Here is a 25,602-nt window from a genome sequence, read left to right on the forward strand (position 1 = left end):
ACAGCACACCACCAGGGCAGGACATCCCATGAGCAACATCAGCATCATCGGCACCGGAAACATGGCCCGCACCATCGGCGCGCGGGCAATAGCGGGCGGCAACACCGTCGAGGTCATGGGCCGCGATCAGTCCAAGGCCGCTGACCTGGCCAAGGCTCTCGGCGACGGCGCCACGACCGGAGAATGGGGCACCGCCCCGGCCGGGGACATCGTCATCGTGGCCCTGTTGTACAACGGTGTCGTGCCGGCCGTCGCCCAGTACGGAGACGCTCTCGCGGGCAAGGTCATCGTCGACATCAGCAATCCCTTCAACTCCACGTTCGACGGGCTGGCCCACCGCGAGGAGACCTCGATCGCGCAGGAAGTCGCCAAAACGGCCCCGGCCGGCGCCAGCGTGGTGAAGGCGTTCAACACCGTCTTCCGCCATGTCCTGGAGACAGGCCGGCCCGATGTCTTCATCGCCGGCGACAATGCGCAGGCCAAGGCAAGTGTGGAGGCGTTCATCGAGAGCCTCGGACTGCGCCCGCTGGACGTCGGCGGCCTGAAAATGGCGCACTGGCTGGAAGGAGCGGGCGTGGTCACGGTGGGCCTCGCCAACCACGGGGTGGGGAACTTGGACTTCGCCCTCAGCATCACCGAACTTCATGTCTGAGCAAACGGTTTGACGGGTCACCGAAAGGTCTCGCCAAGTGAACCCGTGGCGAGTCGGTGGGGTAGCGGTCCTGCACGTCCTTCTCGAAGGCGAAGATCACTTCCCTCAGGTCGATGACCGCTTCCTCCAGCCGTGCTTGGGCCGCGTCCAGCCCCCGGGCCGCCAGACAGTCGTCGGTGAACTCGGCAAGCAGCCTGATCACGCGCGTATAGCTCTGGCTGTTCGTCAAGGCCGTAGCCCGGTGGCGGGCGATCCAGGCGTGCGCCAACTGGGCGACCAACCGCGAGCACCGATCGTCCCCGGGCAGATCACGCGCCGCATGGCCGTGCCCTTGGGATTGGTGTGGATCAGCTCACGCGTCTCGATCCGGGACACCTGCCCGCCCCGCTCAAGCGGCATCGCCGCCTGCCGGGACCTGCGTTCTCCTCGTCTGGGCATCAGCCGGCCTGCCGTTCTGCCAGACGGCTAGGAGCAATGCTCGGAACCTGTGGATCGGTGCCGGGAGGAACGCGGAGGGCGTACCTTCCCGATGATCCCTTGAAGGTCTCCGAGTAGGCCCGCGTTCGCGGCGCGGGTCGGGAAGGCACGCCCGTGCTGAGCGTAGTGAATGCCGACGGCTGTATCGCGTCCGGCTCCCTGATCGACGAGATCGTCCGCGAGGGCGCCCGCCGGATGCTGGCCGCCGCGCTGGAGGCGGAAGTCAACCAGTACATAGCCGAGTTGGCTGCCGAGACCGACGAGCGCGGACGGCGCCTGGTCGTACGCAACGGCCACCACCGGCCCAGGACAGTCGTCACCGCCGCCGGGCCGGTCGAGGTCACCGCGCCGCGCGTCAACGACCGCCGCGTCGACGAGGCCACCGGCGAGCGCAAGCGGTTCTCCTCCAAGATCCTGGCGCCATGGTGCCGCAAGTCACCAAAGATTTCGGAGGTGCTGCCGCTGCTCTACCTACACGGACTGTCGTCCAGAGACTTCGTGCCCGCGCTGGAGCAGTTCCTCGGCGGCACGGCTGGACTGTCGGCCGCGACGGTGACCCGGCTGACGAAGCAGTGGAGCGACGACCACGCCGCTTTCCAGGACCGGGACCTGTCCGACCGCGACTTCGTCTACGTATGGGCCGACGGGGTCCACCCGAAGGTGCGGCTCGGCCAGGCGCACTCGTGCGTGCTGGTCCTCCTCGGCGTCCGCCTGGACGGCACCAAGGAGCTGATCGCGCTGGCCGAGGGACTGCGGGAGTCCACCGAGTCGTGGGCCGACCTGCTGCGCGACTGCCGCCGCCGCGGCATGCGTGACCCCGAAATCGTCATCGGTGACGGCGCGATGGGCCTGTGGAAAGCCCTGATCGAGGTGTTCCCGACCGCTCGGCACCAGCGCTGCTGGGTCCATAAAGCCCGTAATGTGACGAACTGTCTTCCGAAGTCCGCACAGCCGGGCGCGACGAAGGCAATGCAGGAGATCTACAACGCAGAGAACAGGGCCCACGCAGAGAAGGCGATCGAGGCGTTCTCCCGCACTTACGGCACGAAATGGCCCAAGGCCGTCGCGAAGATCACCGACAACCGGGACGAGCTGCTCGCGTTCTACGATTTCCCGGCCGAGCACTGGGTCCACCTGCGGACTACGAATCCCATCGAGTCGACCTTCTCCACCGTCAAGCTCCGGACCAAGGTCACCCGAGGCGCCGGCAGCCCGGCCGCGGCCCTGGCCATGGTGTTCAAGCTCGTCGAATCCGCCCAGGCCCGCTGGCGGGCGATCACCGGAGCCCACCTGGTCCCACTCGTCCGGGCCGGGGCCCGGTTCGAGAACGGCCTGCTGGTCGAACGCACCGAAAGCCACGCGGCCTGAGGAGAATGCCCAGATGACCATCTCCGACACCTACGGCACGAACTCCTACACGGCCAAGGAGTTGGCCAGCCTGCTCGCCGACCGACTCGACGTGACCTTCACCGAACGCGAGAGCGACTACCTCGGCGTCTACTTCCTGGCCACCCTCGCCGACACGACCCGCCTCCAGATCCAGCCGAACGCCATTCCCGGAGACGACGGGGAAGACGATCTCTACGACGACGAGCACCCCGACGTGTCGGTACTCCTGCTCATCACCTCGCCGGCCGCCGCCGAGCCTCTCGACGACGAGCTCTCGGCGGTCGGAGGACTCACCAGGCTCCGATCAACTCGAAGCTGAGCAACTGCCGATCCACAAGTCTTGATGCGATGAAGGGGCGGGGCCTCCGCCCCCGTGGGCTGCCGGGGTAGGTCCCGGGTACTCACGTTCGTCACGGCGAAGGAGGCCCTTGGTGAGCGAGTATGACGGACACCAATACGTCGGCATCGACCTGCACCGCAGGCGATCCGTCATCGTGCGGCAGACCGATCACGGCGAGCAGCTGAGCGCGGTACGAATCGTCAACGACCCGGTGGCGCTGGGCCTGCAGATCGAGCAGGCCGGGACCCGCCCGGACGTGGTCCTGGAGGCCACTTACGGCTGGTATTGGGCGGCCGACGTGCTCCAGGCGGCCGGAGCACAGGTTCACCTGGCGCACCCACTGGGCGTGAAGGGCTTCGCCTATCGGCGCGTCAAGAACGATGTCCGCGATGCCGCGGACCTGGCCGACCTACTGCGCATGGGGCGGCTGCCGGAGTCATGGATCGCCCCGGCCGAGACCCGGGAACTGCGCGAACTCGTGCGTTACCGGGCCAAGCTGGTCGCGCTCCGCTCCGGGCTGAAGGCTCAGGTACATGCCGTGCTTGCGAAGGTCGGCGTGCTCATCGCGGTGTCCGACCTGTTCGGGGTCGATGGCCGTGCCCAGCTCGAGCAGACCGCTCTGTCCGGCGCCTATGCCCAGCGCGTGGCGTCCCTGCTGAAGCTGATCGACATCCTCGACGCGGAGGAAGACCTCTTCAACCGCCGCATCGCCGAACGACTTCGCGGTCACGCCGGCTGCGGGGCCATCCAGTGGCTGCCCGGCATCGGGCCTGTACTGGCGGCCGTGCTGGTCGCCGAGATCGGCGACGTGCACCGCTTCCCCTCCGCCGACCGATTGTGTTCCTGGTCCGGACTGACCCCGCGCCACTACGAGTCCGACACCGTCGCACGCCGCGGACACGTCACCAAACAGGGCAGCAAGCTGGTCCGCTGGGCGGTCGTGGAGGCTATCCAGCGCAAGACCACCCCCAAGATCAAGGAGGATCGGGCCCGGATCGAGGCCCGCCGCGGCAAGAACATCGCGAAGATCGCCGCGGCCCGCAAACTGCTCACCCTGGTCTACTACGGGCTGCGCGACGGGCACATCCGCGCCCTGGCCCGCCAGGCCGCGTGAGCAGCTCGGTGGCGGCAGGCGCGCGGTCGGGCAATTGTCTGACCCCCACCCGGCGCGGTCGCGGTTTTGATTGACCCCGCCTGCCGCACGTCGCACCGCTCCATGCGGCCTCACGCCGCGAAGGAATGACCGGCAGCCGAGCCATGGCCCTGCCCTCCTGCATCACACAGCGGAGACGAGCGACACCCACAACCCCACAGAACACACGCACCCTCGCCGACCTCACCCGTTGCCCGCGAGCCGGTCAACGCTGCCCAGAACCATCAACAACCAGCAGATATACCGCCCTTGACCAAACCCACCCCTTCAGGAATGACTATTGCTCGACGGCTAGCGTAAGCCGAGAGTGCAGCGTAGGGCTGCCCCTCGATCCGGAGCAGTCGGCAGGGGCGCCGCGATTGCCAGTGCCGAGACGGAAACCGTGGGAACCTCGTTGTGTCTGAACTCGACTAAGCTGCGCGTAGACGTCTGGCCTGCGGAAACGGCGATCGAGGCTCCGCCCCGAGCAGAGGGGCGGAGCCCTTGCGCGTTGGAAAGAAAATCCGCTGTGCGAGGGTTCTGTCCCCTTGGTTGAACTGCGCGGACGCGGCTGCCTCTGTGGTGAGCGCCCAACTCATCGCCTCCCAGGGGCCATTGAGGGGCCACAAGGGCAGGAACACATGTCGGCAGCGGTGAACCGGACGGCGCGGTCCACCCGGCGACCGTCCTCTCCGATGTCCCGAGGGACGCGGACCTGTACCACGCGGAGGCGTTCGGCCCGGTCTGCGTCATCGAGACCTTCACCGACGACGACACCGCGGTGGCCCTCGCCAACGACACCGACAACGGCCTGACCTGCGGCATCATCACGGAGAACGCCACCCACGGACTGACGGTGGCGCGCCGGATCCGTACGGGCATCGTGCACATCAACGACCAGTCGGTGGCCGACGAGCCGCAAGCCCCGTTCGGTGGAGCGAAGGCCTCCGGGTATGGGCGCTTCGGCGGCCGTTGGGGGGTCGAAGCGTTCTCCAACACCCGCTGGGTGACCATCGCCACGCAGCAAGCGCACTACCCCTTCTGAACCGACCTGTCGGACACTTCGCGACAGGCCTGGGAACACGCCGCCCTCGCGCCCTGGGAGTCATCGCCGATCCAGGGACAAGCCGGGGACTTTCACGAACGACCTGTCCGGCGGTGAATTCCTGCGTAGAGGGGTGCTGGAGCGTCGTGCTTGAGCCCGTGGTGGGCGGATCACCTCCGCTCGCGCGGAGAGGACGACGGTGAGGATGCCGGATTTGCGGACGGCGGCGGTTCACCTCCGCTCGCGCGGAGGTGAACCGAGATGGCGTCCCGTGAAGTGGTGTAGCCGGGCAGGGTCCCGGAACGCGCGGGTGTCTGCTCGGGGCGTGCATCCGCCGGCGGTGCATGCTCCCTGAACAAGGGCAGGCCATCGCGCAAGTCTCTCTGGTGAACGGGCAGTTCGACCGGAGGAGCACGCGATGGCCTTGTCCCAGTCTGAGCTGATGCGGCTGCTTGAGTCACTACGTCGGGCCGATGGAGTTGAAGCAATCAGGGTGGTGTGCGAGCGCATCCTGCAGGAGCTGATCGAGGCCGAGGCCACCGAGGTGATCGGTGCCGCGCCGCGCGAGCACTCCCAGACGCGCACGACCTGGCGCAACGGGCACCGGGACAGGGTGCTGACCACGCAGGCCGGCGATCTGGACCTGAAGATCCCGAAGGTGCGGAGCGGGTCATTCTTCCCGTCGCTGCTGGAACGCCGGCGGCGGATCGACCGGGCGTTGTTCGCCGTGGTGATGGAGGCATACGTGCATGGTGTCTCGACCCGCTCGGTCGACGACCTGGTCAAAGCACTCGGTGCGGACAGCGGGATCTCCAAGTCCGAGGTCTCCCGCATCTGCGGTGAGCTGGACGAAGAACTGACCGCGTTCAAGGAGCGGCCGCTGGAGCACACCGTCTTCCCCTACGTCTTCCTGGACGCCACCTACTGCAAGGCCCGGGTCAACCACCGGATCGTCTCCCAGGCCGTGGTCATCGCCACCGGGATCTCCGCCACCGGACACCGCGAGATCCTCGGGCTGATGGTCGGCGACAGTGAGTCGAAGCCGTTCTGGACGAAGTTCCTGCGCTCGCTGCGGGCCCGCGGCCTGGAGAACGTCCAGCTGGTCATCTCCGACAGCCACAGCGGTCTGGTGGCCGCGATCCGCACCGTTTTCCTCGGTGCGGCCTGGCAAAGGTGCCGGGTTCACTTCGTCCGGGACGTGTTCTCGGTGATCGAAAGGGGCTCCGGGGAGATGGTCGCCGCGACCATCCGCACCATCTTCGCGCAGACCACCGGTGAGCAGGTGCGCACCCAACTGAACGTGGTCGCCGACATGCTCGGACGGCAGTTCCCGCAGGTCAAGACGATGCTGCTGGATGCGGCAACGGACATCACCGCGTTCGCCGACTTCCCGCCGGCGCACTGGAAGAAGATCTGGTCGACCAACCCGCTGGAGCGGCTGAACCGGGAGATCAAACGGCGGGCCGACGTCGTCCAGGTCTTTCCCAACCCCGCCGCCCTTGACCGGCTCGCCGCCGCGGTCCTGGCCGAACTCCACGACGAATGGCAGGTCTTCGACCGCCGCTACTTCTCCGAAGCCTCCATGGCCGAGCTCTTCACCACCAAGCCGGCCGAACCCGAAATCACCCCACAACCGGAACCGAAACAGCTGCCGTGACTACACCACCTCGCGGGACATGACCTGAACCGACCATCGGGCACGGGCCGGTGCAGGCGTACGCCTGCTCTCCGCGCGAGCGGAGGCAAACCGTATGGTGGCAGCCCTTTCGCCGGGCGGAATGAGTGCTCACCGTCGAGAGCGCCTTTCTAACGGCCCGGTATGCCCGCGAAGGACGGTCAGCCTGAAGGCTGGCTCTGCACCGGTAGACGTCCTGGCCGTTGACAGCCAGCGACACCGGTCATAGAGGCTCCGCCCCGACGGCCGGGGTGGAGCCTTCGCGCCTGGAAGGGGAATCCGCTGCTGAGCTGGCCCGAACGGAGAGCGCCCCCAGCGAGTGATCCGTACTCCTGTAGTCGGGAGCCGGGCCATCGACTGGTCGGCGAGTGTGCCATCGACGCCTCGGCGGTTGAGTGGACGCGAGGCAGTCTCGCTTGGTTCATCTCTCAGGCCGGCCGTGAAGCGCGGTGCACCTTCGCTGTGTCAGCTGCCATACAGGGGGCGTCCGGCGGTCCATGATCGGCGCGGATGCCGCGTTCACGTGATGCTGCGCGGGGCGGGCCATCGACTCGATGGCCTCCTTCCCGGCCGGCACCGGGTCGGCGTGGGTGAAGTGGCGGTCGGCACCCTCGAAGACTCGGTGGGCGACCGGGACTCTCGTGGCCTGCAGAGCCTTGGCGTAGGCGTAGGCGTAGGCGTAGGCGTAGGCGTCGCTGCGTCGCGCGGCCGGTCGTGTTCCGTGGGGCGCTCCCCATGCCGGTCGGAAGCGACTCGGTGAGGCGGTCCTGCCGCCGGGGCTTGTTGTGGAGGGCCCGCAGTCCGTCATGATGTGCCGAGAGGGCCGCCGTGAAGTGCGGTGGCCCTCTGGGTGGTGGTTCGTCAGGACATCGTCCACTGCTGGCTGGTGGCACCGGTGCCGGTCAGCTGGACGACGCCGGCGCCCGCGGTGGTGGAGGAGGAGTCCACCCCGATGTTCAGCCCGCTGTTGATGTTGACGAGCATGAACTTGGTGCCGGTGAGGCTGCCCACGAGGTCGGCGGCGAACTGCTGGTTGGCGCCGCCGTTGCAGGTCCACTGCTCCAGCTGGACGTTCTCCGCGGTGGACTTGTCCGGGACGTCCAGGCACAGGCCGCTCTTGACGCTGACGAGCGTGTAGACGTTGTCGGCGACCCGGTTCAGCGTCCACTTCTGGTTGTCGCCGCCGGTGGACTGCCACTGGATGATCTTGCCGCCGCTGGTCGTCGAGCCGCCCGAGACGTCCATCAGCATCGAGCTGCCGGCGTCGGTCAGCGTGTGCACCGCGTTGGCGGGCACTCCGGAGACGGGCGTCCAGGTGCCGGCGGTGGTGTCGAGCGACCAGCTCGGGTACTGGCCGAGGTTGACCACGGTGCCGCGGATGGTCAGCGGCAGCCAGATCAACTGGGAGTTGCCGAGGTCGCCGGTGTTCCACCGGTCGCCTGCGTAGATGTACGTGGTGCCGGAACTGCCCTGCACGGTGATGATGTTCGCCGTCTGGCTGTTGTACGTGTGGGTGCCCGGCGCCGCGAAGTTCCGCATCGTCGCCCATGGCCCGCTCAGCGAGGTGGCGGTGGTGTAGACGTTGTCGTTGGTGCTCCAGCCGGTCAGGTGGGAGGCGAGCAGGTAGTAGGTACCGTTGCTCTTCACCATGGCGGGCGCCTCGAAGCTCGCGGAGCCGCTGCTGCCCAGCAGGGCCACGCTGCTGTCCACGGAGAGGTAGTCGGCGGAGAGTTTGTAGATGTGCAGGCCGTTGTTGCGGTCCTCGCTCAGCAGGTAGCCGGTGCCGTCGGTGTCCTGGAAGAGGTTCATGTCACGGCTCAGGTTGCCCATCGGGCGGAAGCTGCCCCGGTAGCTGTAGGGCCCGCAGGGGGTGCTGCTGGTCGCCACCCCGACCCGCGCGTCGCCGTAGCTGGTGCTGTCGATGTGCATGTACATCACATACGTACCGGTCGACGCGTTGTAGATGACCTTCGGTCGCTCCACGATCCGGCTCGGGCCCAGGTCGCCGCCGGCCTGCTTGGCCAGTGCCACGCCTTGGTACGTCCAGCTGGAGAGGTCGGTGGAGGTGTAGCAGGGGATGTCCTGGAAGGACGTGTCGGACGAGGTCTCCCCGGTCTTGTCCTCGCCGAAGCCGTACCAGGTGCCGCCGACCTTGATGATGCCCAGGCCGTGCAGCTGGAGCGTGTTGCCGTTCTGGTCGGTCCTGGTGGCGCCCAGGGTGAAGGAGACGGTGGCGGCACTGGCGGGCGCGGCGGGCAGCAGCACTGCCGCGAGGCCTGCGAGCAGGGTGAGGAGCGCGGCGGCGGTTGCCCGCAACCGACTGTGCGAGGGCCCGTGGTGGGGTGCTCGGTTCGGCATGCTCTGCCTCTCCTTCGAGGTCCTGACATGACGTCGTCCGCGCGGCGCGGGTGCCTGACGGCGTGCTGGAAGGGGGAGTCGAGGCCGCGAAGGGTGGCAGACGCGGCGAACGCGCGGCAGCGGATGCGGCGTTCAGTGGGAAATGAGAGCTTCCTGTTCGTCGGGGTGTCAAGAGACGCGATCGATTTTGTTTGCTCTTGACGGAACGAAAGAAGTGAGGGGTGGTCAGTGGCGCTTTTTTCGGTAGGAACTGTTGACCATTCAGAAGATGCAGGCGTACAACTGCCCGGTGTCGATCGAAAGCGTTCGTTCCTGTTCGTTTGTGTTGGGGTAGCTCGGGCCGGTAGCCGACTCGGGTCCAATCAATGGAGAGGTGCACCGCCATGGAGGTCCCAGCACGCCCGGTGTCCCGGCGGGGACTGCTCAAGGGCGCGGCTGTCGCCGCCGGCGCCGCCGCGGTCGGGATCGGTACGACGGGCACGGCTGCGGCGGCGGATGCCTCGGTCACCGCTACGGCCCCCGACGGCAGCACCGCGATCACGATGTCGCTGACCGGCGGCGTTCTGACCTGGTCGGCCAAGCGCAGGGGTGCGACCGTCATCGACACCTCGGCCCTGGGCCTGGAGCTGGACGACGGGACGACGCTCGGCCGTAGCGGCACGGTCATCACCAACTACCAGCACTGGACCGTCGACAACACCTGGACCCCGGTCTACGGCCGCAACGCGACCGTCCACGACTGGTACCAGGAGATGCGCTGGAACCTCCGGGACACCGCCACCCTGATCAACTTCGGCGTCCAGATCCGCGCCTACCCCAGCGGTGTCGCCTTCCGGTACGTGCTGCTCGACAAGGGCACCGCCACCGTCGCCGACGAGCTGACGACCTTCGTCTTCCCCGACGGCACACTCGTCTACAGCGCCCGGGACGAGGACGCGTACAACCCCGTCGCTCCGGACTCGATCCCGTCCGCCGGGACCGCCGGCACCGACACCGGCCCGCTGACCGACCTTCCGCTGACCGCCACGTACGCGAGCGGCGGGCTGATCGCCTGCGTCTGCGAGTCGTCCCGGGTCAACTTCCCGCGGTTGATGCTGTCTTCGGTGTCGGGGCAGCCCGACGCCCTCGCCGCCCACCTGATGGAGCACACCGCCCGCGGGAGCGGGACCGTCCAGACGGCCTCCACGGTGACCACCCCGTTCGCCACCCCCTGGCGCGCGGTGGTGACCGGCTCCACCCACGCCGAACTGGTCGACAACGCCGAGCTGGTGCTCAACCTCGCGCCCGCGGGCGCGCCGGCCGACACCTCGTGGATCAAGCCCGGCAAGGTCTTCCGCTGCAACCTGACCACCGCCGACGGCACGGCGGGCGTCGACTTCGCCGCCGCTCGCGGGCTGCAGTACATCGAGTACGACGCCGGCTGGTACGGGCCGGAGGGCAGCACCACCGACGCGACCGGGCCGATCGACGCCATCGACCTGCCTTCGGTGATCTCCTACGCCACGGGCAAGGGCATCGGGGTCATCCTCTACGTCAACCGCATCGCGCTCACCAGCCCCGACAGCCTCTTCGCCCGCTACCGCAGCTGGGGCGTCGCGGGCGTGAAACTGGGCTTCATCAACGACGGCACCCAGGCCATGACCAACCAGATCACCGGCTGGGCGAAGACCGCGGCCGCGCACAGCCTGCTGATCGACATGCACGACGACGTGCGGCCCTTCGGCTACGAGCGGACCTACCCCAACTGGATCAGCCTGGAGGGTGTGCGGGGCAACGAGCACTTCCCGACCGCCTCGCACAACATCACCCTGCTGTTCGCCCGGAACATCGGCGGGCCGATGGACTACACGATCTGCTACGGGCAGTCGCGCGACCGGACCACCAACGCCCACCAGATGGCCATGGCCGCGGTCTACTACCAGCCGCTGAACTTCCTCTACTGGTACGACTCGCCGTCCAAGTACGCCAACACCGCCAACTGGCCCGGCCTGCCATGGTTCGACGCCATCCCCACCACCTGGGACGAGAGCCGGACCCTCGACGGATCGATCGGCCAGTACGTCGCGGTCGCACGCCGCAACGGCACCACCTGGTACCTGGGGGCGATGACCGACGAATCGGCCCGGACGCTGTCGCTCCCGCTGTCCTTCCTCGCCGACGGCACCTGGACGGCGACGGTCTACGCCGACGGCACGCCCGGCACCTACGCTTATCAGACTCCCGTTGTGAAGAGCACCCGGACCGTCACCTCGGCCACCGTGCTCAGCGTGGCCATGGCCCCCGCCGGCGGTCAGGCGGTGGTGTTGAAACCGAACTGACACCGGTCCCGGCCGCCGGTCGACCGGCCCGGTGGACAGTGGGGAGGGACATGGAACTCCCCAAGGTGTGTCTGATAGCGGCCCTGTGCGTGCGTGACGCAATCAGCCGATGGCACCGCCGGGGCGATGGGTTCCCCGGAGGGGGCCGGCCGGGGGACGATGAAGGGGAATCCTCAGGCGGTCGGTGTGTTCAGCGCGTACTCGCGGGAGGGGCGGACCTCGCGGCGCAGGGCGGCCAGGTCGACGTCGAGGACGTGGCCGTTGAATCGGAAGTGGTGCCTGGTGACCTTGCCGGGTGCCAGGGAACTCCGGTCCGCGGTGATCCGTCGCTTGAGGAGCAGGGAACGGCTCGGTTCGAGCAACCCGCGGGGCCGGGGCAGGGCCAAGGCCGAGCCGTCTGCCTGCGGGCCGCTCGTTCCGCCACCCGCCGGGCCGTCGGGAGGCAGGTGGGCCCGAGGCGGGAGTCGTTGGGATCTTGGTGGTCAGCGGAGTGAGGGGCGAGGGTTCGCCCGGTGGCTCTGCAGTTGCTTGACCTCTGCGGAGTGGCCCGTGACGATATCGCCCGTCATCATCTGGGCGAATGCTCGCGTCGCGTCGTCTTCGCCGGGCTGTGCTGTCCGGTCTGCGACAAGCTGGTGGTTCCGGCCGTCGGGGTCGGTGGCGCCTCTCGTACGGGGCGCCGGCGCAGCCCTTCCTGGCGGTCGCCTCGTCGGCGTTCCTCGCGCGCACGTACGGCGCCTGTGCACGGCCGGCGCCTGCCCGGTGCCGAGAGGAAGCCGCTGCGCGTCGACTGGGTGACCTGGAGGGGGACGTCCTCACGGACACCCGGGACCCGGCGGACGCTCTGTCCGGTTTCGTGGATCAGGTGAGTGCGGAGGAAGTGGACGCGCTACGCTCGGCGCTCCGAGCGGTGAAGAGGCGGAGCAGCGCATGATCACAGCCGCGGGGCTGGCCGCGTACGCGGTCCTGGTGGGTGCCGTGGTGCCGCCCCTGCTGGCCAGGACCCCGTGGGCGCACCGGGCTCCGGCCGTCGCTGTCCTGGCGTGGCAGGGCCTCATGGTCACGTTCGTGGTCGCCACCGCCCTCTCGGTGTACCACGCGGTGACGGCCGAACAGCATGTGCACGACGGAATGTTCGGGCTGCTCACCGCATGCGGACTGCCCGCGGACGCCACGTCGGCGGGCGGCGCGCCCCCCGCCCTCGACGACGTGCTGGCGATCGGGGCACCCGTCGCGGTCGTCCTGCTGCCGGTCGGATCGCTGGTCCGGTGCGCCTGGCGGGCGCGACGTGCCGGCAACCGCCAGCTGGACATGCTCACCCTCGTCGGCGAACCCGCGCCCGAGTACGGCGCCACGATCGTCGACCACGGCATTCCCGCCGTGTACTGCCTGGCCGGACGCCGCGCCCGCGTGGTCATCACCAGCGGCGCGCTGGACATCCTCACCGAGGAGCAGCTGCGCGCCGTACTGGACCACGAGCGCGCCCACATCGCGGGCAGGCATCACCTGTGGAAGATCCTGGTGGACGCGTTCTCGCGCGCGTTCCGCGGTCTGCCGCTCGCCCGGCACGCCAAAGAGCAGACGAACCTGCTGCTGGAGATGATCGCGGACGACCGCGCCCTGCGGTATCACTCCAGGGACGCGTTGGCGACGGCGATGTGCGAGGTCGCGTCGGGACGGGCGCCGGCGGCGGCTCTGGGTGCGGGCGGCTCGGGAGTCCTCATCCGACTCCGGCGCATCCTCGCACCGCAGCCCCGGCCGCACCGCGTGGCATGGCTGGGCATCGTTGTGGCCACGGTCCTGGCTCCGGTGCTGCCCCTGACGGTGGCGTGCGTTCCCTGACACCCGCAGGACCCGCACCATCCCCGACAGGCCGGCCAAGGCGCCTTCCGCAACCCGCGCTTCGCCGGGAGAGCGGCCCGACGCCGACCGTCGGCGTGCACGGTTTCCGACCGTTTCCGGGGCTGCCGGTGTCAGCCGGTGATGTCGGACATCAGCGGCTCCCCGGACGGTCGCGAGGCGGTGCGGCCGGCGAAGGACGGCCCGGGTCGGCCTGGTCCTGATGGTCATCCGCAGGCCGTCCTCGACCGCCTGTCTCGTCATGTGCGTCTCGTGTGCCTGAACGGTCCGCTGTCCACGAACGTACTAAGGGCATCAGTAGATAACTCGTGTGACAACAAGGGAGAACTCCGTGTCCCGGCACCGCATTGCCCTCGTCATGGCCTCGGGCGTCGCCTCGGCGCTGCTGCTCACCGCGTGTGGATCGTCCGACGGCAACTCCACGAACACCGGCGCGGCCGCACCGGCGGCCTCCGCACCCGCCGGGACCACGGCACCCGCCGACGGCGGCACGTCCACCCCGAGCGGCGGCGCCGGCCATATGGTCAGTACGAACATGCTGATGTCCAAGACGATGTCCGGCATGGGGGCGGTGGTCACCGACGCCAAGGGCTTCACGCTCTACCGCTACGACAAGGACCAGGTGAACATGTCGATGTGCACCGGCGACTGTGCGCAGACCTGGATGCCGGTCATGGCCGACGGCACCCCTCAGGGGATGGGCGTCCAGGCCAAGATCGGCGTCCTCACCCGCGACGACGGCATGAAGCAGGTCACCCTCGCCGGCTGGCCGCTGTACCGCTACATGGGCGACACCAAGGCCGGCGAGATGAACGGCCAGGGCAAGAACGGCACGTGGTTCGCCGTGACACCGGCAGGCAAGAAGACGGCCGCCTCGGGGTGACGGGCGCTGCGTGCCCTGCGGAGGCCGGTCATCGGCCGATGTCGTGTACGCAGCTCGCTTAGTAGATCCATATACCCCTGGTGGGTATAGTGGGTGGGTCGTGTCAGACAGAACAGGGCGCGGAAAGCGATGACGACAGCCACAGACCGGCAGGCCGGACCCCGAGGCGGCGCAGCGCGCTGCGCGCGGGCCGTGGTCGTCGCACTGCTCGCCGCGCTCGCTGTACTCGTCCACCACGACACGGCGTACGCTGCCACGCCCGCCCACTCCATGAACGCGATGGCCGGCACGGATCACACCTACGCCGCCGTGGCCCCGACGGCCGCCTCCGCCGCGCACGGCACGGTCCTGAAGGCCGTGTACACGGCGATGGACGATGAGAGCGGCGCCTGCTCGGGTCCCGGCATGCAGCACTGTTCGGCTGCGGGCGTAAGCACGGCGAAACTCCTGCCGCCGCCTGCCGCTGTCACCGTTGTCCGGCCGGATGCCTTCCGTTCCGTGTCCGCCCAGCGCGATCCGACCGGGACGTCGTACCGTGCGCCCCCCGATCTCTTTGTCCTCTCCCGGCTGTTGATCTAGGCCGGATCCCGCGAGCCGCCGCCGCGTCCCCCTGGTACGCGAGCGGTGCTGCCCGCGCGCAGTCCGGCCGACGGCACATCGAGTAGAGGACTCCCCACGTGAACGACATGAACAGCATCAACCGCCGCTCCGTCCTGCTGGCGGGGCTCGGCGCCGCGGGTGCGGGCGCGCTCGCCGCGTGCAGCAGCGGCTCCGGCAGCTCCACCCCTTCCCTGGTCAGCCCCGATGACGCGGCGGTCGCCGCCGTCGAGAAGAAGCGCAGGACCACCGGCAGGACGCAGCAGGTGACCCTGACCGCCGCGCGCGCCATGCTCGACCTCGGCGGCGGGGTCACGGCGGCCAGCTGGGCCTTCGGCGGCCGGACCCCCGGCAAGGAACTGCGGCTGTCCGTGGGCGACACACTCGCCGCCGAGCTGTCCAACCAGCTGCCGGACAGGACCACCACCTCCATCCACTGGCACGGCATAGCCCTGCGTGCCGACATGGACGGCGTACCCCCGGCCACCCAGGCCGCCGTACGCGCCGGCGGCAACTTCACCTACCGCTTCGTCGCCGACGCCCCCGGCACCTACTTCTTCCACCCGCACGTCGGCGTCCAGCTCGACCGGGGCCTCTACGCCCCGCTTGTCGTGGAAGACCCCAAGGAACCGCTCCAGTACGACGACGAGTGGGTCATCGTCCTCGACGACTGGGTCGACGGTGTCACCGGCACCCCCGATGAGGTCTACGCCGAGATCAAGCAGGGCATGGGGGGCATGGGTATGGACATGGGCGGAGCCGGCGCCGACCCCGGCGACTCCTCCAGCGGCGACATGGGGGGCATGGGGGGCATGGGCGGGATGGACATGACCAACATGAGCATGAACAGCGGTAGTTCGGACGCGAGCGCCTCGCCGTCCGGCTCCGGCGGCATGTCGATGAAGTTCATGCTCATGGGGGCTCAGAGCAAGCTGCTCGGTGGCGACGCGGGCGACGTGAAGTACCCGTACCACCTGGTCAACGGACGTGTCCCGGCCGACCCCGACGTGTACACCGGCAAGCCGGGCGAGCGGGTGCGGCTGCGCATCATCAACGCGGGCGGCGACACGGCCTACCGGGTGGCGCTCGGCGGGCACAAGCTGACCGTCACCCACACCGACGGATACCCCGTTCAGCACCAGCAGGTCGATGCCCTGCTCGTCGGCATGGGGGAGCGGTACGACGTCCTGGTCACCCTCGCGGACGGTGTCTTCCCGCTGGTCGCCCTCGCCGAGGGCAAGGACGCCAATGGCATGGCGCTGGTCCGGACCGCCTCCGGCAGCGCGCCGACACCGACCGTCCGCCCGGAGGAACTCGACGGCATCATCATGACCGCCTCTCGGCTGAAGGCGGCGGACGACGTCCGGCTGGCGACGAAGAAGGCCGACCGGGTGCACCGTATCGAGCTGACCGGCAGCATGGGTAAGTACAACTGGGGCATCAACGGCAAGCGGTTCGACATGGGCAACCCGACCGCGAACCCCATCCTGGTCGAGCAGGGCGAGCGGGTCCGCCTGGACTTCGTGAACAGGACGACGATGTGGCATCCGATGCACCTGCACGGCCACACCTACCAGCTCGGCACCGACGGCCCGCGCAAGGACACCACCATCGTGCTGCCGAAGAAGACGGTGTCCGTCTACTTCGACGCCGACAACCCGGGCCAGTGGATGCTGCACTGCCACAACGCCTACCACGGGGAGGCCGGCATGATGGCGCTGGTGGCCTACCAGGCCTGACGAACGTCAGACCGGGCTCTTCCGTCGGCACCGCTTTCGCCGTGCCGACGGAAGCGCCGGCGACCACGGTCGTTTGTGTACGGCACGTCGGTGTTACCCGGCTGCCTGCCGTGCGGGTTCCGCGAGCGGACACGCGGGGCCGGGTTCAAGTCCTCGACGGCTCTGATGAACGCGTCTGCTTCGCCGTCATCCGCGTGCGCGACGGTGCGCAGGACGCCACCTTCCCGGACCACGACCTCATCACCTCTGGGTCTGCTCCTGGCCGGCCGCGGCCGTACCGGTCTTCATCCAGAACGTCGCGTCTCCCACGCGTGTCCGGCCTTCGCGACCCTGTCCGCCGGCGGCGCCCGTTACGTTTCGGCGCGTCTTCCGGCGTTGCGCAGGGCCTTGCGGAGCGCGGTGATCTCGGTGGAAGACATCTGGTCCACGAAGTGGGTCAGCGCCACCGGGCGGTCCTCGCTGGCGCTCAGGGCGTCCTCCATGAGGGCGGCCGAGTACTCCTCCCGAGTGCGGACCGGTTCGTACAGCCAGGCCCGGCCGTCTTTCTGCTCGCGTACCAGCCAGCCCTTGCTGTGGAGGATGTTGGCCACGGTCATCACGGTCGTGTAGGCGACGGGCCGGGTCCGGTTGATGTCGTCGACGATCTCGCGCACGGTCGCCGGGCGCCTCCACCTCCACAGACGGTCCATGATCTCCGCCTCCAGATCGCCCAGCCGTCGCATGCCCAGCGTCTCCTTCTGCACCGCGGTAATAGGGGTCATCGTAGAGGCTGCAGTACGGCCGGTGGGGTGGCCCGAGTGAGGACGAGCCCGCCGCGGCACGACTTCTGGACGCAGGTTGGACACGAGGACCGGAACGGACCGACAAGGACCGAGAAGGAGTGAGGGGCCGAACTCGGTTCGACCTGGCAAGACGGCCAAGATGAGCATTGATCGGCAAGGCCCGCCAAGATTCTCGCAGGACTCATGATCCGTCGGCTGTGGGTTCGAGTCTCACCCGCCCCTCCAGTGCAGGTCCCTGACCTGCGAAAACGTTTGTTTTTGGGTGTCGGTGCGTCAACTTCGCCTGAACGGACTGAATCTGCTGCTCGTGAGTGTGGGGCCGGGTTGGTCTGCGTCAGCGGGTGGTCGTCTGGCCTGTACGAATGCGTGCAGGTGGGGAGACTTGTTCCGCTGCGTCGTGGTGCGGTAGGACCATGAATCGAGGTCGGCCTGAGGCCGCCGGTGACGAGGACCTGCCGCCAACGGGGCCGCACTTCGGCCGGTATGTGTGGGTCGAGGCGTTCGACGCGGTGGCCGTCCGGGGTCGCGGCATACCGAAGTGCGTGTCAACGATGACGGCCGGTGGGTGTGGTGCTCCGTGGCCAACCTCGCTCAGAGCCTCGGCGGAGACCTGGCGCTCGACACCGCAGAGCCTGCCGACGGGGCAGCCCGCGTCGGCTACAGCGACGGGCGAGGCATCAGCTTCCGCGTCGACGCTGGCGAAATCACCGGATCACCGGCAGTGTCCATCCCCGCTCCGGATGACATCACCCTGGCGGACCAAGCCCTCTGAGCGTCGGTGCGGCGCTGTACTCGTCCAGTTCGGTGGTGCGGCCGAGCGGGTCGGTGACGGTCGTCTTCACCGTGCCGCCCTTGGGCGGGATGACGGTGGTGGTGTCCCCGTTGTAGACGTTGACGGTCTCCTGCGCGAGGTTCGCGTACTGCTCGGAATCGTCCACGACCGTGTGTCCGAGGCCGTCGAAGGTGTAGACGTCCTGGTTCGGGATCTTCGAGTCCTGTACGGAGGCCACGGCGAGCGTCGGGGCGGTGGCCGGGTCCCAGTACTGGTTGTTCTTCTTGCGGACCCAGCCGCGCGAGTCGTAGAACGAGTCGCTGATCAGGCGGCCGCCCTGAGGAGTGGGGTCCTGGGTCTGCCGGACCCGGCCGAGGGAGTCGTACACGGTGACCGAAGTGGCGTAGCCGAGCGAGTCGTTGAGCCGGTCCGTCACCGTGCCGGACAGCCCCGTACCGGAGACGGTGCAGTCGTAGGTGATGTTGGCGGGTGCCGAGGTGGCGCGGGAGTTCTGCCATACGGCGGTGACCCGGCCGAGCGCGTCGCAGCTCCGTGACTGGGTACGGAGAACGCCGAGGCTGTCGACCGCGCCCGAACTGCCTACGACGACCTTGGCGGCCGTCCACCTGCGGATGCCGTCTTGGTGTGCTGATCCGGCTGTGAAACTCGCAGGTCGGCACCGGGTGCCCAGACGCTGAGCTTGACCTTCGATTCCAGGCCGCCCAAGGTCGCTGGCGATTGCACGTTGTCACTCGGCGCCAGTCTTCGCGCGTATACCTGTCGCTTTCCTGTGATGAACATCTTGATTCCTGCATCGCCCTTCGGCCTGTCGGCGCCCGGGCGACTGCCCCGCCCTCCCGAAGGAGAGCGGGGCCGCCCGGACGATCACTTGGTTACGCCGTGGCGGGGCCGAAGAGCAGCCTGAAGGCCTCTTGGAAGCGGGTCACACCCTCTTCCAATTCGCTCAGAGCCCGAGCGATCCGCTCGGTTCTCCGCTGCACCCAGCGGAACTCCAGCATCAGGCGCTTGCAAGCTGCCTTCAGCCGGGCCGACACCGTCGTAGTCCACGCCCCGGAGCCCGAGCCATGGTTCTGGTCATATCTCATGCCTGGACAACGACGAGCAGCACGCCACGCAACGCCTCGTACCGAAGTACGAACGGGTCAGCGCCAGGGCGTCAAGTCCAGCTCTGCCGGCGGTTCGGGCGCGGTCCCGGCCGGGGTGTCCGGACCCACGCGCCGCGCCCACCGGTGCAGGTCGAGATACGCGCGGGTCAGTGGCTTCCGCTGGGGCCGTTCCTCCTTCAGCTCCTTGTCGAGCCTGCTGGTGATCGCCGGCCAGTTCGCGGGCCTCGTCCAGGACGCGCAGCCGTCGGTAGCGTGCCGTGACCTCACGCAGGGCGGTGTTGACGGTGTCGCGCTTGGTGGTGGTGCAGAGTTCCTTGGCTGCCTCTTCCAGCGCCTCGTCCTGGAGGCGCAGAGCACGTTGCGGCCGGGGAGAAGCGGTTTCGTCGGGCGGAGGTGGTGCCGGCGCTCGGGGAGGCCCGGCAGCCCACTTCGGTGAAGCGTTTGTGCCTGTCTGTTCTGCTCCGGGCTGTCGCCGACGCTCTGACCCGAGGGTCTGTGATCGGTCGGGAACGAGAGCACCAGCGGCAGACGTGCTCACGCCCACCCCGAAACCGTGACGTGGTGTTCCCCGCGGATAGGGTGGGCGGTGATCGACAGGGACGGGCTGGGCGAGGGCGGCGGACGGCATGGGTGGTGCCGAGGAGAACAGGAGCGCGGGGACCGGGCGCCCCACGTCCCGGGACGTCGCCCGGCTCGCCGGTGTGTCGCACACCGCGGTGTCCTTCGTGTTCAACGGCCGGGCCGAGGGCAACCTGTCGCCCGCCACCCAGGAACGCATCCGGCAGGCCGCCGCTCAGCTGGGCTACCGTCCCGACCCCGTCGCCCGCGGTCTGCGCCGACGCCGTACGGCCGTGCTCGGGCTGGTCACCGACGAGATCGCGTCCTCGCCGTTCGCCGGCCGGCTGCTGCGCGGGGCCATGGAGACCGCCTGGGACAGCGAACACCTCGTGCTCACCGTCGACTCCGGCGGTGACCCCGCCAAAGAGGACGCGGCCGTCGCGGAACTGCTCGACCGGCGCGTGGACGGCATCATCTACGCGGCCATGTCACTGCGCCGGGTGCGGGTCCCCGAGGGACTGCACCGCACCCACTCCGTGCTGGCCAACTGCCTGCCCGAGGACGACTCCCTGCCCGCCGTCGTCCCGGCGGAACGCGCGGGCGGGCGTACGGCGGCCCGGCTGCTGCTCGACGCGGGCCACCGCCGGCTCGCCGTGATCGGCGGCCTGGACGACATCGCCTCGGCCGAACGCACCCGCGGCTTCCGGGACGCGCTGCGCGCCGAGGGCGTCACCGTGCCCGAGAAGTGGATCGTGCGCGGCGGCGGGGAGATCTCCGCGGGATACGCGGGGGCGCTGCGCCTGTTCGACGGGGTCGGGCCGGACCGCCGCCCCACCGGCGTCCTCTGCTACAACGACCGGGTCGCGGCGGGTGTCCTGCACGCCGCGACCCGGCTCGGGATCGACGTCCCCGCCGATCTGTCGGTGGTCGGTTACGACGACCAGGAGCACATGGCCGCGTTCCTCACCCCGCCGCTCACCTCGGTCGCGCTGCCGCACCGGGCGATGGGCGAGGCCGCGGCCCGGCTGCTCCTGGACGCCATCGACTCCGGCCGGACGCCGCCCGCGACCGTCCGGCGCCTGGCCTGCCCCGTGGTCAGCCGCGACTCCGTGGGTCCGGCGCCCATCCGGTGACCCGGGCACCCGGCCCTTCGACCATCAGCTCGGCGATGTCGCCCGGGCGCCGGTAGACGCGCTCGGTGACCGTCGCCCGCTCCCCGACGAAGAGTTCGAGGAGCGAGCCGTCGACGAGGAGCCGGAGTGCGAGTTCCGGCGCCTTCGGTACGCGCACGGTGATCGGGGCGGAGCCTTCCCTGCCGGTCCGGGGCCAGGCACCGCGGTCGAGGAGGACGGTTCCGCCGACGGGGTCCGCCCGGACGGTCAGCTCCCGGCCCGACGCGTCCCGGAGCAGGCTCACCGTGGTCGGTCCGCATACGGTGATCGCCAGGTCGTACGTCTCCGGAAGCGGAACCCGGCCCGGCGCGGTGACGAACGGCTCGGCCGGGCGGAGCAGGTCGAGCTCCGGGGCCGGACGGACGCGCAGCGAACCGTCGGGGTGCACGTCGACGACCCGTGGCGCGGTGAGGACGCCCGCCCAGCCGGCCCGGTGCACCTCGTCCTGCGGACGGGCCTCCCACGACCAGCCCCACAGCAGTGCGCGGTCCGGCTCCTGGAGCACGGCGGGAGCGTAGAAGTCCCGCCCCTGGTCGAGCCGGCCGCCGGTGCGCGTCACGAACCTCAACATGCCCTGACCGTCGGCCTGCAGACGGCCGGTCAGGTACCCGGTCGCGCAGGGGTCACCGTCCCACAGGGACACCAGAAGGACGTGGTCGCCGCCCGCTGTCGCGTACAGGTGCGGGCACTCCCAGCCCACCGCCTTGTCGCCGAACACACCCGCGGCCACCGGGTCGTTGCCGTCCAGCAGCACACCGGCGAACCGCCAGTCGGTCAGGTCGTCGCAGTCGTAGAGCAGGACCGACGGCGTGCCGTCGGCGTGCCCGGCCCCGAGGAGGGCCCAGCGCCGGTCCGCGAAGCGGAAGACGAACGGGTCGCGGAACATCACCACGTCCAGTCCCGGCGGCGGCCCTGCCACCACGGGCGTCGGCAGCGGCTTCCACTCGGTCAGCCGCTCGTCGTCCGGGTCCGCCGCCCGCGCCAGGCAGATGGTGCCGAGACCGGTGTGGTGATGGTCGATTCCCGTGTATATGGCGGTCGGTGTGCCGGCGTCGTCGACCACGCATCCCGACCAGCAGCCGGCCTCGTCAGGCCCGCCGGGCGTCGGCGCGAGGGCGACCGGGTGGTCCTCCCAGTGGACGAGGTCGCGGCTGGAGGCGTGGCCCCAGTGGATGTCGGCGTGAACCGGGGCGTGCGGGTTGTACTGGTAGAAGAGGTGGTGGCGGCCGCGCCAACGGAACGGGCCGTTGGGGTCGTTGATCCAGCCGGTGGGCGGACGGACCCTGAACCGGGGCGCGTTGGGGTCGTGGTTCACCGGTTGACTCCCGCCGAGGTGATGCCCTCGCGCAGCGGGCGCTGGCCGACGACGAACACGGCGAGGGCGGGCAGCATCGACAGCACGACTCCGGCCAGGACGACCGAGATCGACCCGGTGCCGAGGTTGCCCTGGAGGGAGACCAGGCCCAGCGGAAGCGTGTAGTTCTGGCTGGAGGTCTCCAGGATCAGCGGGCGGAAGAATTCGTTCCAGTGGTAGTTGAACGCCAGCACGCCGACGATCGCCAGGCCGGGTGCGGCCAGCGGCGCGTACACCGAGCGGAAGATCCGCCAGGGCCCCGCGCCGTCCAGCATGGCCGCCTCGCCCAGGTCCTTCGGCATGCCGAGGAAGTACTGGCGCATCAGGAAGGTGCCGAAGGCGGTCGGGAAGGCCGGGATGATCAGGCCGAGGAGCGTGTCGGTGAGGTGCATCGACTTCAGCACCAGGAACACGGGCACGATGGTGACCTGCAACGGCACCATCATGGTCGCAAGCACCAGGCCGAACAGCGGCTTCTTGAAGCGGAACTCCAGGCGGGCGAAGGCGTATCCGGCCAGGCCCGCCGTGACCATCTGGCCGAGCGCGATCAGCGCCGTCACCAGCGTGGAGTTCAGGGCGAGCAGCCATACGTCGATCTGCTGGAAGACCCCGCGGTAGGCCGCGGTCGTCGGGTGTGCCGGGATGACCTGCGGGGGCAGGTCGAAGGACTGGGCCGGGGTGCGCAGGGAGGTGGAGACGGTCCAGATGACCGGGCCGAGCGTCAGCAGGGCGCACACGGTCAGCCCGGCGATCCGGGCCCAGGGGGCGAGCGAGTGCCGTACGCGGCTCAGCGCAAGGGGCAGGGGCAGGGTCGGGGTTGCTTGGCTCATGCGGCTCACCGGCTCACTGGTAGTGGACGAAACGCCGGCTGAGCCGGAACTGGACGGCGGTGACCGCCATGATCAGTGCGAAGAGCAGCACGCCCACCGCGGATGCCTCGCCGAAGTCGAGCTGTTCGAAGGCCCGTTCGTAGATCACCATCACCACGGTGCGGGTGGCGTCGCCGGGACCGCCGTCGGTGAGGACGTACGGCTGCTCGAAGACCTGGAGCGCGTTGATGATGCCGACCACCGACGCGACGAGCAGCGTCGGCGACAGCAGCGGCAGCGTGATGCCCAGGTGCTTGCGCAGGCCGGTCGCGCCGTCGAGGGCTGCGGCCTCGTGGATCTCCTTGGGGATGTTGTTCAGACCGCCGACGAACAGCAGGAACGAGAAGCCGAACTGCTGCCAGACGTAGACCAGGACCACCGTGGCCATCGCCGCGTGCTCCGACGTCAGCCAGGGCACGGGTGCGACGCCGACCAGGCCGATCAGCCAGTTCACCACCCCGAAGTCCTGGTTGAACAGGTACTTCATCACCACCGAGATCGACGCGGCGGACAGCACCAGCGGAAAGAAGAACGCCGAACGGAACACCGACCGCAGCCACCCCGGCATCCGCCCGTTCAGCGCGAGCGCCAGCGCCAGCGCGATCAGCAGCTGCAGCGCGACCGCGAGGACCATGAAGAGAAGCGTGTTGCGGAAGGAGACCAGGACGGTCGAATCCGTGAACGTCGTACGGTAGTTGGCGCCGCCGGCGAAGTGCGGCGGGTCGATCACGTTCCAGTGGAACAGGCTCAGTACGACCGACCCGATGATCGGTACGACCGTGAAGACGACGATGCCGACGATCGTGGGCGCCAGGAACAGCGCGGCCAGCAGCCGGGTGCCGCGGTCGCGGACGGGGGGCCGGGCGGTGACCGTGGAGGGCGGGACCGGACGTGAACTCACTTCCTGTACCTGGGTGTTCGTCATACCTCACGCTCCATGGCCTGTTCCAGGTCGCTCTGCATCCGGCGCAGCGCGGGTCCCACCGCGCGCGGCGAGGCCAGCGCGGTGCCGGTGTACTTGAGCAGCACATCGGTCACCTCGGCGACCTGCGGCGGCGCGGGGATCGGTCCGGTGTCGGGAAAACGGTCGAGGGTGTCGTAGAAGACCTGCCAGTGCGCCGGGCCGCTCTCGGCGTAGCGGGCGGCGTTCAGCATCGAACGCCGGGCCGGGGTGGTCTGGTTGCCGCGGAACAGCCGGGTCATGGTGTCCTTGCGGGCGGCGTACTTGATGAACTCCCAGGCGGCTTCCTGCTTCTTCGAGGTGCGCAGCAGCGCGTAGCCCGCCGCGCCGAACTGGTGGCGCTGGGTACGCCAGCGCGGGAAGTACTGCACGTCGTAGTCGGCGGCCCGCATGCCGGCCAGCTGCAGGCCGCCCGCCCAGAAGCCGCCCGCCGGGGTGACGCCGACGCGGCCGGTGGAGAACACGCCGACCAGGTTGCTGCCGTTGCCGCCCTCGGGCCGGGTGCACAGGTTCTCCTGGACGAGGGAGGCGAGATAGTCGTACGCCTCCTCGACCCGGCCGTCGGTGGCCTGCGGGGTCGTCCAGCGGAAGCCCCCGCCGCGCCCCTGCCGGTCGGCGGCCGGGTAGAAGGTGTCCCACAGCCAGGAGCCGCCGGGCGCCTTGGACTCCTTCAGCAGGTTGGTGCCGTTCGCGAAGAGCCAGGGCACCACGCCGCCCCACAGCCGGTTGGTCCAGAAGTACGGTGTGAAGTGCGCATCGCCGGCCCGCTTCATCTCCCGCAGCAGCGCGGTGAAGTCGTCGCGGCTCCAGTCGGCCGCCGGGAAGCCCGCGCCCGCCCGCTTGAGTACCTGCTTGTTCAGGTACATGTCGGCGGCGTTGAACTCCATCGGCAGTTGATAGAGGTTCCCCTCGTACATCATCGACTCCACCAGCGAGGGGTGGACGTCGGCGAAGTACTCACGCAGCTCCGCCGCGTCCCGCCGCACCCAGCGGTCCAGGGGCACGCCGAGCCGCCGGGCGAACAACTGCACGCCCTCGGTGGCCACATACACCAGGTCGGGCGCGCTGCCCGCGGCGATCTGGGTGAGGATCTTCGCGAAGAAATCCGACCAGTCGACGGCCTGTACCGCGTTCACCCGCAGCGGGATGTCGGGGTGGAGTCGGTGGAAGCCCTGGGCGAGGGCGTCGACGGTGGCCGGGTCGAAGGCGGAGCCGAGGGTGGCGACGACGAGGGAGCCGTCGTCGCGGCCGGGTATGTCCGCCCCGGTGAGCCGGTCCCAGCTCGCGGCGGTCGCGGACAGGGCGGCTGCTCCCGCTCCGTAGGCGCCGTACCGCAGCAGCGCGCGGCGGGGGAGGTGCGAGTCAGTCATCCAACAGGCCTAACTCGTGTTAGATCAGGGTTGATGCCCCAGATGATGGGAACCGCGCAAGAGGCCTGTCAAGGGTCGGGAACACTTGACCTTTAACGAGTTAGGTCTACAGTCCTCGTTCACACGAGCCGCTGTTCCACGCCCTGTGCGTGGTGAGTCATGAAAGGGCGAT

21 protein-coding genes and 3 pseudogenes are annotated in these 25,602 nt (G+C 69.2%); 13 read left to right on the top strand and 11 right to left on the bottom strand.

What is annotated here, in order from left to right:
• Positions 1 to 28: 28 nt before the first annotated feature.
• The gene (locus EDD90_RS37020; protein ID WP_123977268.1) at positions 29 to 652 is read left to right on the top strand and encodes an NADPH-dependent F420 reductase; all 624 of its coding nucleotides are present in this window, start codon (positions 29 to 31) and stop codon (positions 650 to 652) included.
• Here EDD90_RS37020 and EDD90_RS37025 read toward each other — a convergent pair.
• On the bottom strand, positions 633 to 881 hold the full coding sequence (locus tag EDD90_RS37025; protein WP_123977270.1) for a hypothetical protein: 249 nt from the start codon (positions 879 to 881) through the stop codon (positions 633 to 635). The genes EDD90_RS37020 and EDD90_RS37025 overlap by 20 nt on opposite strands.
• A gap of 362 nt (positions 882 to 1,243) precedes the next feature.
• Between EDD90_RS37025 and EDD90_RS37030 the strand changes: the two are divergent.
• The 5 genes and pseudogenes from EDD90_RS37030 to EDD90_RS37050 all read left to right on the top strand — a co-directional run.
• Positions 1,244 to 2,476, top strand: a pseudogene (locus EDD90_RS37030) (IS256 family transposase); the annotation flags it as partial.
• A gap of 34 nt (positions 2,477 to 2,510) precedes the next feature.
• The gene (locus EDD90_RS37035; protein ID WP_123977274.1) at positions 2,511 to 2,837 is read left to right on the top strand and encodes a hypothetical protein; all 327 of its coding nucleotides are present in this window, start codon (positions 2,511 to 2,513) and stop codon (positions 2,835 to 2,837) included.
• A gap of 112 nt (positions 2,838 to 2,949) precedes the next feature.
• Positions 2,950 to 3,972, top strand: a complete 1,023-nt coding sequence (locus tag EDD90_RS37040) for an IS110 family transposase (RefSeq protein ID WP_123972389.1) — start codon at positions 2,950 to 2,952, stop codon at positions 3,970 to 3,972.
• Between the two features lie 664 nt (positions 3,973 to 4,636).
• Positions 4,637 to 5,035: pseudogene (locus EDD90_RS37045) on the top strand (aldehyde dehydrogenase family protein); the annotation flags it as partial.
• Between the two features lie 418 nt (positions 5,036 to 5,453).
• Positions 5,454 to 6,692: an IS256 family transposase gene (locus EDD90_RS37050; RefSeq protein ID WP_123972384.1), complete on the top strand. Its 1,239-nt coding sequence runs from the start codon at positions 5,454 to 5,456 to the stop codon at positions 6,690 to 6,692.
• Positions 6,693 to 7,571: 879 nt separating this feature from the next.
• Here EDD90_RS37050 and EDD90_RS37060 read toward each other — a convergent pair.
• Positions 7,572 to 9,068, bottom strand: a complete 1,497-nt coding sequence (locus tag EDD90_RS37060; protein ID WP_123977276.1) for an RICIN domain-containing protein — start codon at positions 9,066 to 9,068, stop codon at positions 7,572 to 7,574.
• Positions 9,069 to 9,451: 383 nt separating this feature from the next.
• On the opposite strand from EDD90_RS37060, the gene EDD90_RS37065 reads away from it, so the two are divergent.
• The gene (locus EDD90_RS37065; RefSeq protein ID WP_260328370.1) at positions 9,452 to 11,386 is read left to right on the top strand and encodes a glycoside hydrolase family 97 protein; all 1,935 of its coding nucleotides are present in this window, start codon (positions 9,452 to 9,454) and stop codon (positions 11,384 to 11,386) included.
• Between the two features lie 173 nt (positions 11,387 to 11,559).
• Here the strand turns inward: EDD90_RS37065 and EDD90_RS37070 are convergent, their stop codons facing one another.
• On the bottom strand, positions 11,560 to 11,772 hold the full coding sequence (locus EDD90_RS37070) for a hypothetical protein (protein ID WP_123977280.1): 213 nt from the start codon (positions 11,770 to 11,772) through the stop codon (positions 11,560 to 11,562).
• A 544-nt stretch (positions 11,773 to 12,316) separates the two neighbouring features.
• Between EDD90_RS37070 and EDD90_RS37080 the strand changes: the two genes are divergently transcribed.
• The 4 genes from EDD90_RS37080 (at position 12,317) to EDD90_RS37095 (ending at position 16,465) form a co-directional block, all read left to right on the top strand.
• Complete coding sequence (locus EDD90_RS37080) at positions 12,317 to 13,228, top strand: M56 family metallopeptidase (protein ID WP_123977282.1); 912 nt, start codon at positions 12,317 to 12,319, stop codon at positions 13,226 to 13,228.
• Positions 13,229 to 13,577: 349 nt separating this feature from the next.
• Complete coding sequence (locus tag EDD90_RS37085; RefSeq protein ID WP_221305146.1) at positions 13,578 to 14,129, top strand: hypothetical protein; 552 nt, start codon at positions 13,578 to 13,580, stop codon at positions 14,127 to 14,129.
• A gap of 129 nt (positions 14,130 to 14,258) precedes the next feature.
• Positions 14,259 to 14,708 (top strand): hypothetical protein, encoded by a 450-nt coding sequence (locus EDD90_RS37090; protein ID WP_123977284.1) that lies wholly within the window; start codon positions 14,259 to 14,261, stop codon positions 14,706 to 14,708.
• A gap of 107 nt (positions 14,709 to 14,815) precedes the next feature.
• Entirely contained in the window at positions 14,816 to 16,465 is a 1,650-nt protein-coding gene (locus EDD90_RS37095) for a multicopper oxidase family protein (protein ID WP_123982038.1), read from the top strand.
• A 350-nt stretch (positions 16,466 to 16,815) separates the two neighbouring features.
• On the opposite strand, the gene EDD90_RS37100 is transcribed toward EDD90_RS37095, so the two are convergent.
• Positions 16,816 to 17,187: a BlaI/MecI/CopY family transcriptional regulator gene (locus EDD90_RS37100; protein ID WP_123982040.1), complete on the bottom strand. Its 372-nt coding sequence runs from the start codon at positions 17,185 to 17,187 to the stop codon at positions 16,816 to 16,818.
• Between the two features lie 637 nt (positions 17,188 to 17,824).
• On the opposite strand from EDD90_RS37100, the gene EDD90_RS37105 reads away from it, so the two are divergent.
• Positions 17,825 to 18,019 (top strand): hypothetical protein, encoded by a 195-nt coding sequence (locus EDD90_RS37105; protein WP_123977286.1) that lies wholly within the window; start codon positions 17,825 to 17,827, stop codon positions 18,017 to 18,019.
• Here the strand turns inward: EDD90_RS37105 and EDD90_RS37110 are convergent.
• From EDD90_RS37110 to EDD90_RS37115, 3 genes and pseudogenes are all read right to left on the bottom strand, one after another.
• Positions 17,994 to 18,455: a hypothetical protein gene (locus tag EDD90_RS37110; RefSeq protein WP_123977288.1), complete on the bottom strand. Its 462-nt coding sequence runs from the start codon at positions 18,453 to 18,455 to the stop codon at positions 17,994 to 17,996. The genes EDD90_RS37105 and EDD90_RS37110 overlap by 26 nt on opposite strands.
• Positions 18,456 to 19,182: 727 nt before the next feature.
• Positions 19,183 to 19,413: a hypothetical protein gene (locus EDD90_RS57805; protein WP_260328373.1), complete on the bottom strand. Its 231-nt coding sequence runs from the start codon at positions 19,411 to 19,413 to the stop codon at positions 19,183 to 19,185.
• A pseudogene (locus EDD90_RS37115) lies at positions 19,349 to 19,498 on the bottom strand (type II toxin-antitoxin system VapB family antitoxin); the annotation flags it as partial. The gene EDD90_RS57805 and the pseudogene EDD90_RS37115, both read right to left, overlap by 65 nt.
• A gap of 274 nt (positions 19,499 to 19,772) precedes the next feature.
• Here EDD90_RS37115 and EDD90_RS37120 point away from each other — a divergent pair.
• Complete coding sequence (locus EDD90_RS37120) at positions 19,773 to 20,837, top strand: LacI family DNA-binding transcriptional regulator (protein WP_123977290.1); 1,065 nt, start codon at positions 19,773 to 19,775, stop codon at positions 20,835 to 20,837.
• Here the strand turns inward: EDD90_RS37120 and EDD90_RS37125 are convergent.
• From EDD90_RS37125 to EDD90_RS37140, 4 genes are read right to left on the bottom strand one after another with little or no spacing between them, the layout of a single operon-like run.
• The gene (locus EDD90_RS37125; RefSeq protein WP_123977292.1) at positions 20,800 to 22,191 is read right to left on the bottom strand and encodes a glycoside hydrolase family 32 protein; all 1,392 of its coding nucleotides are present in this window, start codon (positions 22,189 to 22,191) and stop codon (positions 20,800 to 20,802) included. The genes EDD90_RS37120 and EDD90_RS37125 overlap by 38 nt on opposite strands.
• Entirely contained in the window at positions 22,188 to 23,060 is an 873-nt protein-coding gene (locus tag EDD90_RS37130; RefSeq protein WP_123977294.1) for a carbohydrate ABC transporter permease, read from the bottom strand. Before EDD90_RS37130 ends, EDD90_RS37125 begins: the two co-directional genes overlap by 4 nt.
• Positions 23,061 to 23,073: 13 nt before the next feature.
• Positions 23,074 to 24,024: a carbohydrate ABC transporter permease gene (locus tag EDD90_RS37135; RefSeq protein ID WP_123977296.1), complete on the bottom strand. Its 951-nt coding sequence runs from the start codon at positions 24,022 to 24,024 to the stop codon at positions 23,074 to 23,076.
• Positions 24,021 to 25,430, bottom strand: coding sequence for an extracellular solute-binding protein (locus EDD90_RS37140; RefSeq protein ID WP_123977298.1), 1,410 nt, complete (start codon positions 25,428 to 25,430; stop codon positions 24,021 to 24,023). Before EDD90_RS37140 ends, EDD90_RS37135 begins: the two co-directional genes overlap by 4 nt.
• Positions 25,431 to 25,602: the final 172 nt, after the last annotated feature.

Origin of the sequence: Streptomyces sp. Ag109_O5-1, assembly GCF_003814875.1 — a bacterium.
GTDB classification, from domain to species: domain Bacteria; phylum Actinomycetota; class Actinomycetes; order Streptomycetales; family Streptomycetaceae; genus Streptomyces; species Streptomyces sasae.